This window comes from Streptomyces sp. NEAU-YJ-81 (genome assembly GCF_017592595.1).
In the GTDB taxonomy this organism is placed as follows: Bacteria; Actinomycetota; Actinomycetes; order Streptomycetales; family Streptomycetaceae; genus Streptomyces; species Streptomyces hygroscopicus_B.
Window position 1 is genome coordinate 121,178 of sequence record NZ_JAGFNO010000029.1, and the last position, 13,687, is coordinate 134,864.

Sequence of the window (13,687 nt, forward strand, 5' to 3'; positions counted from 1 at the left end):
CATGTCCACTCCCGAACAGAACAAGGCCGTCCTCGAGCGCTACTACGAGCAGTGCCTCAACAAGGGCAATCTGGACGTCATCTACGAGGGCGCCACCGAGGACCACATCAGCCACGGCACCGCCGAGAACGGCAAGGAAGGCGTGGAGCACCTGAAGGAGTGGGTGCGGCTGCAGCGCGCCTCCTTCCCCGACCTCCAGGTCACCGTGAACGACTGGATCCTGGACGGGAACAAGGTCGTCAGCCGGTTCACCGCACGCGGCACCCACACCGGCGACGCCTACGCGGGCATCATCCCGGCGCAGGGCCGCGCGCTGGAGATCCCCGGCATCGTCATCGACGAGTTCAACGACGAGGGCAAGATCGTGGAGAGCTGGTTCTCCATGGACAGCTACGACCTCGCCACCCAGCTCGGGGCGTTCGACGCGCCCCCCGCGTGACCGGCCGCTCGCCGGCCCCGGGACGCGGGGCCGGCCTCCCGGTCCTCATCACCGGCTGCTCCTCCGGCATCGGCCGCGCGTGCGCGCTGCGGCTGCACGGGGCCGGGCATGCCGTGTACGCCACCGCACGGCGGCCCGAGACGCTGGATGAGCTCGCGACGCTCGGCATCCGCACCCTGGCGCTCGACGTCACCGACGAGGAGTCCATCGCCACCGCGGTCGCCAAGGTCGAGGCGGCGCACGGCGCGGTGGGGGCGCTGGTCAACAGCGCCGGCTACGCCATGTCGGGCTGTATCGAGGAAGCCTCCATGGCCGAGGTGCGCGAGCAGTTCGAGACCAATGTGTACGGACTGGTCCGGCTCAGCCAGCTCGTGCTGCCCGCGATGCGCGCCCACGGCGGCGGCACCATCGTCAACATCTCCTCCATCTTCGGCCGTTACGCCGTCCCCGGCTCGGGCTTCTACAACGCCACCAAGCACGCCGTGGAGGCGCTCAGCGACTCCCTGCGGAACGAGGTGGCCGACTTCGGGGTGCGGGTCGTCCTCGTCGAGCCGGGCCCGGTGCGCACCACCCGCTTCGGTGCCACCTACGTCGCCAATCTGCGGCCGGTGAGCCGGACCTACGAGACCTTCCGCCGGGAGAGCGCCGAGTACTTCGAGGCGATCTACACCGGCAGCCGCCGGACCCTGGCGGGCACCTTCGCGATCCAGTCCGACGACGTGGCCCGGCGGGTGGCGAAGGTGGTGGCGAAGGGCGCCCGCGGCTCCCGGCCGCGCGCCCGCTACCCCGTCGGACTCCTCGCCCACAGCACGATCGCCCTGCGGCGCCTCGCGCCCGACGCCCTTTTCGACCATCTCTTCGTGCGCCGCCTCTTTCCGGTGCCCCGCGGGCCGCGGCCGCGAAAGCAAGGAGACCACCGATGACCACAGCGACCTCCGCACCGCGCCTGGCCCCCGGCCCCAAGGGCGTCCCGCTGATGGGCAGTCTGGGCCCCTGGAAGCGGAACACCGCCGAATTCCTCCTCGGTCTGCAGCGCGACCACGGCGAGATCGTCCGGATGCGGCTCGGCCCCTTCCTGGTGCACCAGGTGACCGAGCCCGAGGCGGTGCGCCGGGTGCTGGTGGAGAACAACGGCAACTACGTCCGCGGCCCGCTCTACGAGCAGTTCGGCGTGGTCATGGGCAAGGGACTGCTCACCACCGACGGCGAGTTCTGGCGCGCCCACCGGCGGGCGGTGCAGCCGGTCTTCCTCAAGAACGCCATCACCGACATCATCCCCAACATCATCCGGGCCACCGAGGAGATGCTGGAGACCTGGGAGGCAAAGGCCGCCGCCGGTGAGCCGGTCGACCTGATGACCGACATGCTGCGGCTGACCCTGGTCACCCTCAGCCGCTCGCTGTTCGCCTACGACATCAAGCCGGACTCGGCCATGCTCAAGACGATCGTGGACGATGTGGTGGAGGTGATGTTCCGGCGCGGCACCGCCACCGAGATGCTGCCCTCGTGGGTGCCGACGGACCGTCAGCGCAAGATCCTCAGGATCCACCGGGTCTTCGACCGCATCGTGGCCGATGTGCGCCGGAGTTACGCGGAGACGGGGGAGGGGCCGCTGATCGCGCTGATGGAGCAGGCCACCGACCCGGCCACCGGTGAGCCCTGGACCGATCAGCAGATCAAGGACGAGCTGCTCACCGTCTATCTGGCCGGTCATGAGACCACGGCCGTCTCTCTATGCTGGACGCTGCTGTCGATCGCCGGTCACCCCGGGGTCCAGGAGGAGCTGGACGCCGAGATCGCCACGGTGCTCGGGGGCGGGCTGCCGGACGTGGCGAGTGCCGAGTCGCTCACGTACACCAAGATGGTCGTCGACGAGAGCCTGCGGATGCACCCGCCCATCTGGATCTTCCCCAGGGCGGCGGTGGACGCGGACACCCTCGGCGGCTATGACGTCGAACCGGGCTCCTCGGTGCTGCTGTCCCCGCTGGTCTCCCACCACAACCCGCGCCACTGGGACAACCCGCTGGCCTTCGACCCGTACCGGTTCACCCCGCAGGCCATCAAGGAGCGGCCGCGGATGGCGTACCTCCCGTTCGGCTCGGGGCCCCGGCAGTGCGTCGGCAACTTCATGGCGCTGCTGGAGCTGCGCATCATCGTGGCCATGGTGAACCAGCGCTTCCGGATCAGCCGGATCCCGGGGACCGAGCTGAGGTACGGCTCGCCGGTGATCTCGCTGCGGCCGCTGCAGAACGTGATGGTGACGGTGACCCCGCGCGAACGGAGCACCGCCGAGCCCCGCCCGTCCCGGCGGACCGCCCCCGCCGGACCCGCCGCCTGCCCCCACCACCCGTAGGCCCCGCCGTCACCCGGATCCGGCCCGATCCACCCGTTGGTGGCCGAACCCGCCCTTTCCCGTCTGCCGGAAGGCTGTACGGGTGGTAAAAAATCCGTAAACGCCTTGGGGGAGGGCGAGTTGGGAAGCGCGCCGCTATGGGCGATCGGCCGCCCTGTGCGCCGCGGCCGTCGCGGAGAAGGCGACGGGCCCGCGCAAGGCGGTGATCATGGACGTGAGCGTCCCCTTCCACCGCGGTCCGAAGGCGTAAGCGGAAGCTGAGTTCCGGGCCGGGCGGGACCCCGTCGCCTTCCCTGATGTCGCGCGGACGATCTCGCCCGGGAAAGCGCGTCAGGAACTCGCGCGGAGTGAACTGCTGATCGAATACGAACCGAACTGGCGTGGTAAGGAACGCGCCCGCGCCAGTGGCGGGGAGTCGGGGTGAGAGATCGTTATCGACGAGGCACGGGCGCTTTTCCGGGAAAGCACGTCTCGTCGTGATGTTGACGAGAAAACGGACGCGGTGCGGGAGGACCCGAGGGGCGAGGTCCGTGGGAACCGCCCGGTCCGGGCTTCTCGGAGCCGACCTGGCCTCATCGCGAAAGCCCGCGGCCCGGCTGCCCGGATATGAGGAGACAAGGGCGGTATCACTCTTGAGGTAACCACCCTTGCTTCCGCCGCATCCTATTCGTATGGGCCGGACGCGTGAGTGGATCGGCCCCGGGTGAACCATGCGGCAGTGATCCCGTGTCACCGCGACATCCTCCGGCTGAGCCGCGGAACCCCCGGGACGGCCGAACGCCTCGGCGCCGCCGACCGGAATGCCGTGGCCCGTTTTCCCTCGGTGTTCGGGGCTCTCCCGGCGAGCCGAAGTGGAAATCCACGGTGCCGACCGGTCGGTTTTCTCTCCGCTCCTGGTGGAACGGGTGGGGCGGGCCGTTTCCCCGCACCTGCCGAGGCGGGCGAGAACGCAATCTCACCTCCGCCAAGAGCGTTTACCGCATGGGTGGCACCGAGTGCGGCGATCGGCGATTCCCCGGCCGTTACGAGAGCACTCCCGCGCCTTCTTCCCGAATGAATGTCCGACGTATGTGCGGACGCTCCCCCGCGTCGTCCGCTGACCCGGACGGTGGTCGCTGAGCCAACCGGCGGGGCAACCCCGCGGATCTGTGGCAGGGTCGGGGGACTAGCAGTTGAACCAGAGCCACTGTCACCGCCGCTGTTCACTAAACGGAGGCGCTGTATCGTGTGCGTGTACGCCGGGTTGTCGAGCGGCGCAGCATCAGGGAGGGGGACGCGTGTCGCCAGGGGAAGCGCACGTCGCACCGTACTCACGGCGCGAGCGCCTGCGCATCGCGACCATCCGTGAAATCAAGGACGTCGCCCGGACACTCCTGGTTCAGGAGGGCCCGGAAAATGTGACCATCCGCGCCATCGCGCGTGAGATGGGCATGACCGCGCCGGCCGTCTACCGCTACTTCAGTAGTCGGGATGCGCTGATCCTTCAGCTGCGTGTGGACATTTTCGAGGAGATGGCCCGCTTCATGCGCGGGGTCCTCGGTCAGCACCCCGAGGAGGAGCCGGGCCGCCGGTGGATCAGCGGCGCCCGCGCGCTGCGCGTCTGGGCGATCAAGCACCCCCATGAGTTCGGGCTCATCCTCGGCCCGTGGGCCCCGGGGCTCGGCCGTGAGGAGACCAAGCCCGAGCGCCATATGAGCTGGGTCTTCGGCTCCGTCTATTCCGATCTGGTCGCCGATCTGTGGCGGGTGCGCGGCTTCCCCGCCCCGGAGGTCGAGGAGCTCGACCCCGGGCTCGCGACCACCCTCACCGCGCTCAGCGAGGACCAGGACGTCGACATGCCCCCCGGCGCCATCGCCGTGATGCTCCGCTGCTGGGTGCGGCTGTACGGGGTGATCTCCATGGAGGCCCTCGGCCATATGTCCTTCGCGCTCTCCGAGGGTCAGCACTTCTTCGAGTTCGAGCTCCGCGATCTGTGCCGTGTGCTGGACATCGCCGAGTTCTACGAAGAGGTCGTCTGAGGCCATCCGAAGGCCCCCGGAGACCGGCCCGGGGGCGTTCGCCGGTCACCCGCCCGGCGCCACATCGGAGGTCACATCGGGGTATCGCCCCGTACACGTGTACACCGAGAGGCGTAAGCTATGGCAATCACCGTCCGGATCATGCCGGAGCCGGGCCGTTGTCCCCTTTTCGGGGGCTAGGCGCCGGAGTCCGTTGACAAGGCGGAGCGGCGTGTCCGGATCGTGCCGACCCTGGTAACCGGTGTAGAACGGGGGATGTGACGGCATTGGCTAGACGGCCCATCTCCAGCGCTCCCGCGGGGCCCGGTCGCCGGGATCCACGTGGCGTCCTGGGTCTCGCCCGTACGCCTGGCTGTCCACGGTGACCGTCGAGGACGAGCGCAGCGGGTCCCATACCACGTCGAGCAGCCGAAGCGGCGGGCAGGAAGCCGCTCGTGCCGTGCTCGACAAGGCCGCCCACGAGAACTTCCCCGTGGCCCCCTTCTTCCTGCCCCGCGCCTGGCGCACCGATCTGATGGCCGTCTACGGCTACGCCCGGCTGGTCGACGACATCGGCGACGGCGATCTGGCCCCCGGCGGTGCCGACGCCGAGCTGCTCGGGCTGGACCGCGACCAGGCGGGCGACGCGCTCGCGATGCTGGACGCGTTCGAGGCCGACCTCCACCGGGTCTTCCAGCCCTTCGGGGAGCCGCGCCATCCGCTGCTGGCGGCCCTGCGCCCCACCGTCCACCGCCATGGGCTCACCCCCGAGCCCTTCCGCGGCCTGATCGAGGCCAACCGCCAGGACCAGCGGATCCGGCGGTACGCCACCTACCAGGAGCTGCTCGACTACTGCGAGCTGTCCGCCAACCCGGTCGGACGGCTCGTCCTCGGCATCACCGGCACCGCAAGCCCCGAGCGGATCCGCCACTCGGACGCCATCTGCACCGCCCTGCAGATCGTCGAGCATCTGCAGGACGTGGCCGAGGACCTTCGCAGGGACCGCGTGTATCTGCCCGCCGAGGACATGAAACGCTTCGGCGTGACCGAGGCCGACCTCGCCGCCCCCAGGGGCGGCGTACGGTTGCGCGCGCTGGTCGCGAAGGAGGCGGAACGCGCCGCTGCCCTGCTGAATGAAGGCACCCCCCTGGTGGGTAGCGTCCACGGCAGGCTCAAGGTGCTGCTCGCAGGATTCGTGGCCGGGGGGCGGGCCGCCCTGCGGGCGGTCGCGGCCGCGGGACATGACGTACTCCCTGGACCGCCCAGGCCCACCAAGCTCAGCCTGCTGCGCGAGGTGGGGGCGACACTGCGAAGAGAGGGGTGAGCCGGACCGTGAAGGGATCTCCGCACGCGTCCGCGCCAGTGCTCGCGGCGTACCGCTATTGCGAGGCCGTGACCGGGCACCAGGCCCGCAACTTCGCCTACGGCATCAGGCTGCTGCCGACGGAGAAGCGCCATGCGATGTCGGCTCTGTACGCCTTCTCCCGCCGGGTCGACGACATCGGCGACGGCCCCCTCGACCCGGAGGCCAAGCGGGCCCGGCTGGCGGACACCCGTGCCCTGCTGGACCGGATGCGGGGCGGCGGGATCGAGGAGGACGACACCGACCCCGTCGCCGTCGCCCTCGCCCATGCCGCACACCGCTTCCCGATCCCGCTCGACGCGCTGGACGAGCTGATCGACGGCGTGCTGATGGACGTGGCCGGGCAGACCTACGAGACCTGGGACGACCTCAAGGTCTACTGCCGCTGCGTGGCGGGCGCCATCGGACGGCTGTCGCTCGGCGTCTTCGGGACCGCCCCCGGCACCGGCCACAGCGAGGACGAGCTCGAGCGCGCCCCGTACTACGCCGACACCCTCGGGCTGGCTTTGCAGCTCACCAACATCCTCCGGGACGTCCGCGAGGACGCCGCCACCGGGCGCACCTATCTGCCCGCCGATGACCTCGCCAAATTCGGCTGCGCCGACGCGTTCCGCGGCTCCACCGCACCGCCGGACGCCGACTTCACCGGCCTGGTCCACTTCGAGGTGCGCCGGGCCAGAGCGCTCTTCGCCGAGGGCTTCCGGCTGCTGCCACTGCTGGACCGGCGCAGCGGGGCGTGTGTGTCCGCCATGGCGGGCATCTACAGCAGACTCCTGGACCGGATCGCCAAGGATCCCGCGGCCGTCCTGCGCGGCCGCGTCTCGCTGCCGGGACACGAGAAGGCGTATGTGGCGGTGCGCGGGCTGGCCGGGCTGGACGCCCGCGCGGTCGAGCGCCGCGGCACCGGGAGGCCGGTGTGACCCATTCGACCCTGGGCTCCGCCCCGGCCGCCAGACGCAGCCCCGCCGGGCGGAGCGCGCTGGTGATCGGCGGCGGGCTCGCCGGTACGGCGGCGGCGCTCGAGCTGGCCGACGCCGGGCTGCGGGTCACCCTGGTCGAGGGCCGCCCCCGGCTGGGCGGCCTTGCCTTCTCCTTCCACCGCTCCTCCCCGGCGGGCGAGCTGACCGTCGACAACGGCCAGCATGTCCACCTGCGCTGCTGCACCGCCTACCAGTGGTTCCTGGACCGGGTCGGCGCCGCCCGACTCGCCCCGCTCCAGGGCCGGTTGGACATCCCCGTCCTCGACGCCCAGGGGCGGAGCGGGCGGCGGCTCGGCCGGCTGCGCCGCACCGCCCTGCCGGTGCCGCTCCATCTGTCCAGGAGCCTGGCCACCTACCCCCATCTCTCCCTCGCCGAGCGCGCCCAGGTGGGCCGCGCCGCGCTCGCCCTGGGCCGGCTCGACCCCCAGGACCCGGCGCTGGACGGGGTGGACTTCGCCGGCTGGCTGCGCCGCCACGGCCAGTCGCCGCGCGCCGTCGAGGCGCTGTGGGACCTGGTCGGCGTGGCCACGCTCAACGCCACCGCGCCGAACGCCTCGCTGGGCCTTGCCGCGATGGTCTTCAAGACCGGGCTGCTCTCCCGGCCCGACGCCGCCGACATCGGCTGGGCCCGCGCCCCGCTCGGCGAGCTGCACCACACCCACGCCCACCGCGCCCTGGACGCGGCGGGCGTGACGACAGAGCTGCGCACCCGGGTGACCGCCGTCGCCCGCACCCCCGAGGGCCGCTGGAGCGTGGCCATGGCCGGGCGGCCGGGGGACGAGCCACCGGCCGAGGCGGACGTGCTGGTCCTGGCCGTACCGCAGCGCGAGGCGCACGCCCTGCTGCCCGACGGCGCCCTGAAGGACCCCGGCAAGCTGCTGCGCATCGGCACCGCGCCGATCCTCAATCTGCATGTGATCTACGACCGCACGGTGCTGCGCCGCCCGTTCTTCGCCGCGATCGGCTCCCCGGTCCAGTGGGTCTTCGACCGTACGGACGCCTCGGGGCTCAGGGACGCGCCCGGGGCCGGGGACAGCCAGTACCTGGCGGTGTCGCAGTCCGCCGCGTACGACGACATCGACCGCCCGGTGGCCGAGCTGCGCGACCGCTATCTGCCCGAGCTGGAGCGGCTGCTTCCGGTCGCCCGCGGGGCAGAGGTGCGCGACTTCTTCGTCACCCGGGAGCGCACCGCCACCTTCTCCCCCGTTCCCGGCGTCGGCCTTCTGCGGCCCTCCGCCCCGACCGACGCGCCCGGCCTCTACCTGGCCGGCGCGTGGACCGCCACCGGCTGGCCCGCGACCATGGAGGGCGCCGTGCGCAGCGGTCTTTCCGCCGCCCGGGCGGCCCTCAGCCACCTCGGCCGCTCGCATGTGAACCCTCTCCCCGCCCTGGGCGGGGAGACGCCCAAGGAGGCGGCATGAGCACCACCACCAAGAACAGAGGAGAGACCGTGACCCCGGCGACCCCAGCTGTCGACACCGCAGGAGTCATGGCGCTGCTGGAGCGCGGCCGCACGCTCGCCACGCCGGTGCTGCGCGCCGCCGTGAACCGGCTGGCCCCGCCCATGGACACCGTCGCCGCCTACCACTTCGGCTGGATCGACGCCGAGGGCAACCCGGCGGAGGGCGACAGCGGCAAGGCCGTGCGCCCCGCGCTCGCCCTGCTGTCGGCCGAGGCGGCGGGCGCCGCCCCCGGGGCCGGGGTGCCCGGCGCGGTCGCGGTCGAGCTGGTGCACAACTTCTCGCTGCTCCACGACGACCTGATGGACGGGGACGAGCAGCGCCGCCACCGCGACACCGTCTGGAAGGTGCACGGCCCGGCCCAGGCCATCCTGGTCGGTGACGCCCTGTTCGCCCTGGCCAACGAGATACTGCTGGAGCTCGGCACCGCGGACGCCGGGCGGGCCACCCGCCGGCTCACCGCCGCTACCCGCAAACTCATCGACGGCCAGGCCCAGGACATCTCCTACGAGCACCGCGAGCGGGTCACCGTCGAGGAGTGCCTGGAGATGGAGGGCAACAAGACCGGCGCGCTGCTCGCCTGCGCCGCCTCCATCGGCGCCGTGCTCGGCGGCGCCGACGACCACACCGCCGACACCCTGGAGCGCTACGGCTACCACCTGGGCCTCGCCTTCCAGGCCGTCGACGATCTGCTCGGCATCTGGGGGGACCCGGAGGCGACCGGCAAGCGGACCTGGAGCGATCTGCGCCAGCGCAAGAAGTCCCTCCCCGTGGTCGCCGCGCTCGCCGCAGGCGGCCCCGACTCCGAGCGCCTCGCCCAGATCCTCGCGGCCGACGCGCACAAGCCGGAAGAGGAGTTCGCCGACTTCTCGGAGGAGGAGTTCGCCGTCCGCGCCGCGCTGATCGAGCAAGCAGGTGGCCGGGACTGGACCTCCCAGGAGGCCCGCAGACAGCATGCGACCGCCGTGGAGGCGCTGGACTCGGTGGACATGCCCGCCGAGATCCGGGCACGGTTCGTGGCGCTCGCCGATTTCGTCGTCGTACGAGAGAGATGATCGCCATGGACCGCTAGTTCGCAGTCGCCGGCCGGCACCCAGCCGGGGTGCCGGCCGACGGAAGCCCCAAAGACGGCAGATGACCACACTGCAGAGGGGAAGCCATGACAGCGACACCGACCGTCCAACCCTCCGAGTCATCCGAGTCCAAGACCTTAAGCGTCGCCCGTGAGGCGACGGCCCGTGCGGTGGAGCACCTGCTGTCCCGCCAGGACGAGCGGGGCTGGTGGAAGGGCGACCTGGAGACCAACGTCACCATGGACGCCGAGGATCTGATGCTCCGGCAGTTCCTCGGTATCCAGGACCCCGACACCCTCGACGCCGCGGCCCGCTTCCTCCGCTCCCAGCAGGGCGCCGACGGCACCTGGGCCTCCTTCCACGGCGGTCCGCCCGAGCTCTCCACCACCATCGAGGCGTATGTCGCCCTGCGGCTGGCCGGGGACGAGCCCGACGCCCCCCATATGGCCGCCGCCTCCGCCTGGGTGCGCTCCCGGGGCGGCATCGCGGCCGGCCGGGTGTTCACCCGGATCTGGCTGGCCCTCTTCGGCTGGTGGCGCTGGGAGGACCTGCCCGAGCTGCCACCGGAGATCATCTACTTCCCGAAGTGGCTGCCGCTCAACATCTACGACTTCGGCTGCTGGGCCCGGCAGACCATCGTGCCGCTGACCATCGTCTCGGCCAAACGCCCGGTGCGCCCGGCCCCCTTCCCCCTCGACGAGCTCCACACCGACCCCCGCAGACCCAACCCGCCCCGCCCGCCGGCCCCCATCGCCTCCTGGGACGGCGCCTTCCAGCGGCTGGACCGGGCCCTGCACGCGTACCACAAGGTGGCCTTCCGCCCGCTGCGCCGGGCCGCGCTGCGCTCCTGCGCCCGCTGGATCGTGGAGCGGCAGGAGAACGACGGCTGCTGGGGCGGCATCCAGCCACCCGCCGTCTACTCCGTCATCGCCCTCCATCTGCTCGGCTACGACCTCGACCATCCGGTGATGCGCGCCGGTCTGGAGTCGCTCGACCGCTTCGCGGTGTGGCGCGAGGACGGCAGCCGGATGATCGAAGCCTGTCAGTCCCCGGTCTGGGACACCTGCCTGGCCGCCATCGCGCTCGCCGACGCCGGGCTCCCCTCGGACCACCCGGCGCTGGTCAAGGCCGCCGACTGGATGCTGGCCGAGCAGATCGACCGGCCCGGCGACTGGTCGGTGCGGCGGCCCGGCCTCCCCTCCGGCGGCTGGGCGTTCGAATTCCACAACGACAACTACCCCGACATCGACGACACCGCCGAGGTCGTCCTGGCGCTGCGCCGGGTCGACCACCCCGAGCCCGAGCGGATCGAGGCGGCCGTGCGGCGCGCCATGCGCTGGACGCTGGGCATGCAGTCCAAGAACGGGGCGTGGGGCGCGTTCGATGTCGACAACACCAGCCCGCTCCCCAACAAGCTGCCGTTCTGCGACTTCGGTGAGGTCGTCGACCCGCCGTCGGCCGATGTCACCGCGCATGTCGTCGAGATGCTCGCCCACGAAGGGAGGACGTACGACGCCCGCACCCGGCGCGGTATCGCCTGGCTGCTGTCCGAGCAGGAGCCGAGCGGCGCTTGGTTCGGCCGCTGGGGCACCAACTACGTCTACGGCACCGGCTCCGTCGTCCCCGCCCTGATCGCCGCGGGCGTCCCGGCCTCCCATCCGGCGGTCCGCCGGGCCGTCCGCTGGCTGGAGAGCGTCCAGAACGAGGACGGCGGCTGGGGCGAGGACCAGCGCTCCTACCTCGACGCCGAGTGGATGGGCCGGGGCGCCTCCACCGCCTCGCAGACGGCGTGGGCGCTGCTCGCGCTGCTGGCGGCGGGGGAGCGGGACGGCGCGGCCGTCGAGCGCGGGGTCACCTGGCTCACCGAGACCCAGCGGGAGGACGGCTCCTGGGACGAGCCGTACTTCACCGGCACGGGCTTCCCCTGGGACTTCTCCATCAACTACCACCTGTACCGGCAGGTCTTCCCGGTCACGGCACTCGGCCGGTATGTCCACGGCGAGCCCACCGGGGCGCGACCGCGGAGCGGCTGATGTCCGCCGACCCGGCCCCGGAGGCCGGCGGTGCTCCGCTGCTGATCGCCTGTGCGCTCGGCATCGAGCGGTTCGCCCTGCGCGGCGCAGGGCCCGGCGCCGCCGCCGGGCCCATGACCGTGCTGCGCACGGGCATGGGGCCGCAGGCGGCCGAGCGCGCCGTGACCCGGGCGCTGACCGGAAGGACCGGTGAGTCCGGAGAGCGGCGCGGGGTGTCCGGCGAGCCCATGGAACGGCGTGGGGTGTCCGGCGAGTCCGGAGAGCCGCGCACCGCCGTCATCGCCACCGGCTTCTGCGCCGGACTGGCCCCCGGGATGCACCCCGGGGACCTCGTCGTCGCCGACGAGACCCGCGATCCGACGGGCCGCACCGTATGCACCGGCACCCGGATCCTCGCCGACGCCCTGTCACATCTGATCCCCGGTCCGCTCCCGGGCGGCCCCCGCCGGGCCGTGCACATCGGCCCGGTCGTGGGCTCCGACCATGTGGTGCGCGGCGCGGAGCGGGCCGCACTGCACAGCACCGGCGCCATCGCGGTGGACATGGAGTCCGCCGCGACCCTGCGCACCGCGGTATGCCACGGCGTCCGTGCGGTTGCGGCCGTCCGGGTGGTCGTGGACGCTCCTGAACATGAACTGGTCCGTATCGGCACGCTGCGCGGTGGAATATCGGCTTTCCGGGTACTGCGGACCGTTCTTCCCGCTTTCTTTCACTGGCACCGTTCTTCGCTGCTCCCAGGAGGTGAGCTAGATGGCCATGCCTCTCCGCCAGACCATCCGGGTCGCGACGTATCTCTTTGAACAGAAGATGATCAAGCGGCGGGACAAGTTCCCGTTGATCGTCGAGCTCGAGCCGCTGTTCGCGTGCAATCTCAAGTGCGAGGGCTGCGGAAAGATCCAGCATCCGGCAGGGGTTCTCAAGCAGCGCATGCCCGTCGCCCAGGCGGTGGGCGCGGTGCTGGAGTCGGGTGCGCCGATGGTGTCCATCGCGGGCGGTGAGCCCCTGATGCATCCGCAGATCGACGAGATCGCACGGCAGCTGGTGCAGCGGAAGAAGTACGTCTTCCTGTGCACCAACGCGATGCTGCTGCGGAAGAAGATGCATCTGTTCACCCCCTCCCCGTACTTCGCCTTCGCGGTGCACATCGACGGGCTGCGGGAGCGGCACGACGAATCGGTGGCGAAGGAGGGGGTGTTCGACGAGGCGGTGGAGGCCATCAAGGAGGCCAAGCGGCGCGGCTTCCGGGTCACCACCAATTCCACGTTCTTCAACACCGACACTCCGCAGACCGTCGTCGACGTGCTCGACTTCCTCAACGACGAGCTCAAGGTGGACGAGATGATGATCTCGCCCGCCTACGCCTACGAGAAGGCGCCCGACCAGGAGCACTTCCTGGGCGTCGAGCAGACCCGCGAGCTGTTCCGCAAGGCGTTCGCCGGAGGCAACCGGCGCCGCTGGCGACTCAACCACAGCCCGCTCTTCCTCGACTTCCTCGAGGGCAAGGCGGACTTCCCGTGCACCGCGTGGGGCATCCCCAACTACTCGCTCTTCGGCTGGCAGCGCCCCTGCTATCTGATGAGCGACGGCTATGTCCCGACCTACCGCCAGCTCGTCGAGGAGACCGACTGGGACAAGTACGGCCGCGGCAAGGACCCGCGCTGCGACAACTGCATGGCCCACTGCGGCTATGAGCCCACCGCGGTCCTGGCGACCATGGGCTCCCTCAAGGAGTCGCTGCGCGCCGCCCGGGAGACCGCCGCCGGAAGCAATGGGTGACGGGATGAGTTCAGCGCAACCGGTCGCGCTCGGCCTGCCCGCCATGCCGGGCAGGCCGCTCGCACCACGCCGGGTCTCGCGCCGCCTCCAGGTCGGTCCGGTGGCCGTGGGTGGCGATGCTCCGGTCTCGGTTCAGTCGATGACGACGACGGTGACGGCGGATATCGGGGCGACGCTGCAGCAGATCGCGGAGCTGACGGCGTCGGGCTGTCA

The 13,687-nt window shown here is 71.4% G+C and carries 12 protein-coding genes; all 12 read left to right on the forward strand.

Going from position 1 to position 13,687, the window contains the following annotated elements; genetic code table 11:
* The first annotated feature begins 1 nt into the window (after position 1).
* A complete protein-coding gene (locus tag J5X86_RS40005) occupies positions 2 to 439 on the forward strand; it encodes an ester cyclase (RefSeq protein WP_014056060.1) in 438 nt (145 codons plus the stop codon).
* Positions 436 to 1,362, forward strand: coding sequence for an SDR family NAD(P)-dependent oxidoreductase (locus J5X86_RS40010; protein ID WP_208521551.1), 927 nt, complete (start codon positions 436 to 438; stop codon positions 1,360 to 1,362). Before J5X86_RS40005 ends, J5X86_RS40010 begins: the two co-directional genes overlap by 4 nt.
* Complete coding sequence (locus tag J5X86_RS40015) at positions 1,359 to 2,792, forward strand: cytochrome P450 (RefSeq protein ID WP_208521552.1); 1,434 nt, start codon at positions 1,359 to 1,361, stop codon at positions 2,790 to 2,792. The genes J5X86_RS40010 and J5X86_RS40015 overlap by 4 nt, the downstream gene beginning before the upstream one ends.
* A gap of 1,277 nt (positions 2,793 to 4,069) precedes the next feature.
* Positions 4,070 to 4,810, forward strand: a complete 741-nt coding sequence (locus J5X86_RS40020) for a TetR/AcrR family transcriptional regulator (RefSeq protein ID WP_014056063.1) — start codon at positions 4,070 to 4,072, stop codon at positions 4,808 to 4,810.
* A gap of 439 nt (positions 4,811 to 5,249) precedes the next feature.
* The gene (gene hpnC, locus J5X86_RS40025) at positions 5,250 to 6,113 is read left to right on the forward strand and encodes a squalene synthase HpnC (protein ID WP_078640008.1); all 864 of its coding nucleotides are present in this window, start codon (positions 5,250 to 5,252) and stop codon (positions 6,111 to 6,113) included.
* Complete coding sequence (gene hpnD, locus J5X86_RS40030) at positions 6,110 to 7,072, forward strand: presqualene diphosphate synthase HpnD (RefSeq protein WP_371864623.1); 963 nt, start codon at positions 6,110 to 6,112, stop codon at positions 7,070 to 7,072. The genes hpnC and hpnD overlap by 4 nt, the downstream gene beginning before the upstream one ends.
* Complete coding sequence (hpnE, locus tag J5X86_RS40035; protein ID WP_308124862.1) at positions 7,069 to 8,553, forward strand: hydroxysqualene dehydroxylase HpnE; 1,485 nt, start codon at positions 7,069 to 7,071, stop codon at positions 8,551 to 8,553. Before hpnD ends, hpnE begins: the two co-directional genes overlap by 4 nt.
* Positions 8,550 to 9,647, forward strand: a complete 1,098-nt coding sequence (locus J5X86_RS40040) for a polyprenyl synthetase family protein (RefSeq protein WP_208521553.1) — start codon at positions 8,550 to 8,552, stop codon at positions 9,645 to 9,647. The genes hpnE and J5X86_RS40040 overlap by 4 nt, the downstream gene beginning before the upstream one ends.
* A 104-nt stretch (positions 9,648 to 9,751) precedes the next feature.
* On the forward strand, positions 9,752 to 11,698 hold the full coding sequence (shc, locus tag J5X86_RS40045) for a squalene--hopene cyclase (RefSeq protein ID WP_208521554.1): 1,947 nt from the start codon (positions 9,752 to 9,754) through the stop codon (positions 11,696 to 11,698).
* Complete coding sequence (locus J5X86_RS40050; protein WP_208521555.1) at positions 11,698 to 12,498, forward strand: 1-hydroxy-2-methyl-2-butenyl 4-diphosphate reductase; 801 nt, start codon at positions 11,698 to 11,700, stop codon at positions 12,496 to 12,498. The genes shc and J5X86_RS40050 overlap by 1 nt, the downstream gene beginning before the upstream one ends.
* On the forward strand, positions 12,449 to 13,474 hold the full coding sequence (hpnH, locus tag J5X86_RS40055; RefSeq protein WP_208521556.1) for an adenosyl-hopene transferase HpnH: 1,026 nt from the start codon (positions 12,449 to 12,451) through the stop codon (positions 13,472 to 13,474). The genes J5X86_RS40050 and hpnH overlap by 50 nt, the downstream gene beginning before the upstream one ends.
* A 4-nt stretch (positions 13,475 to 13,478) precedes the next feature.
* The coding region (locus tag J5X86_RS40060; RefSeq protein WP_208521557.1) for a flavodoxin-dependent (E)-4-hydroxy-3-methylbut-2-enyl-diphosphate synthase at positions 13,479 to 13,687 on the forward strand (209 nt) is incomplete at its 3' end.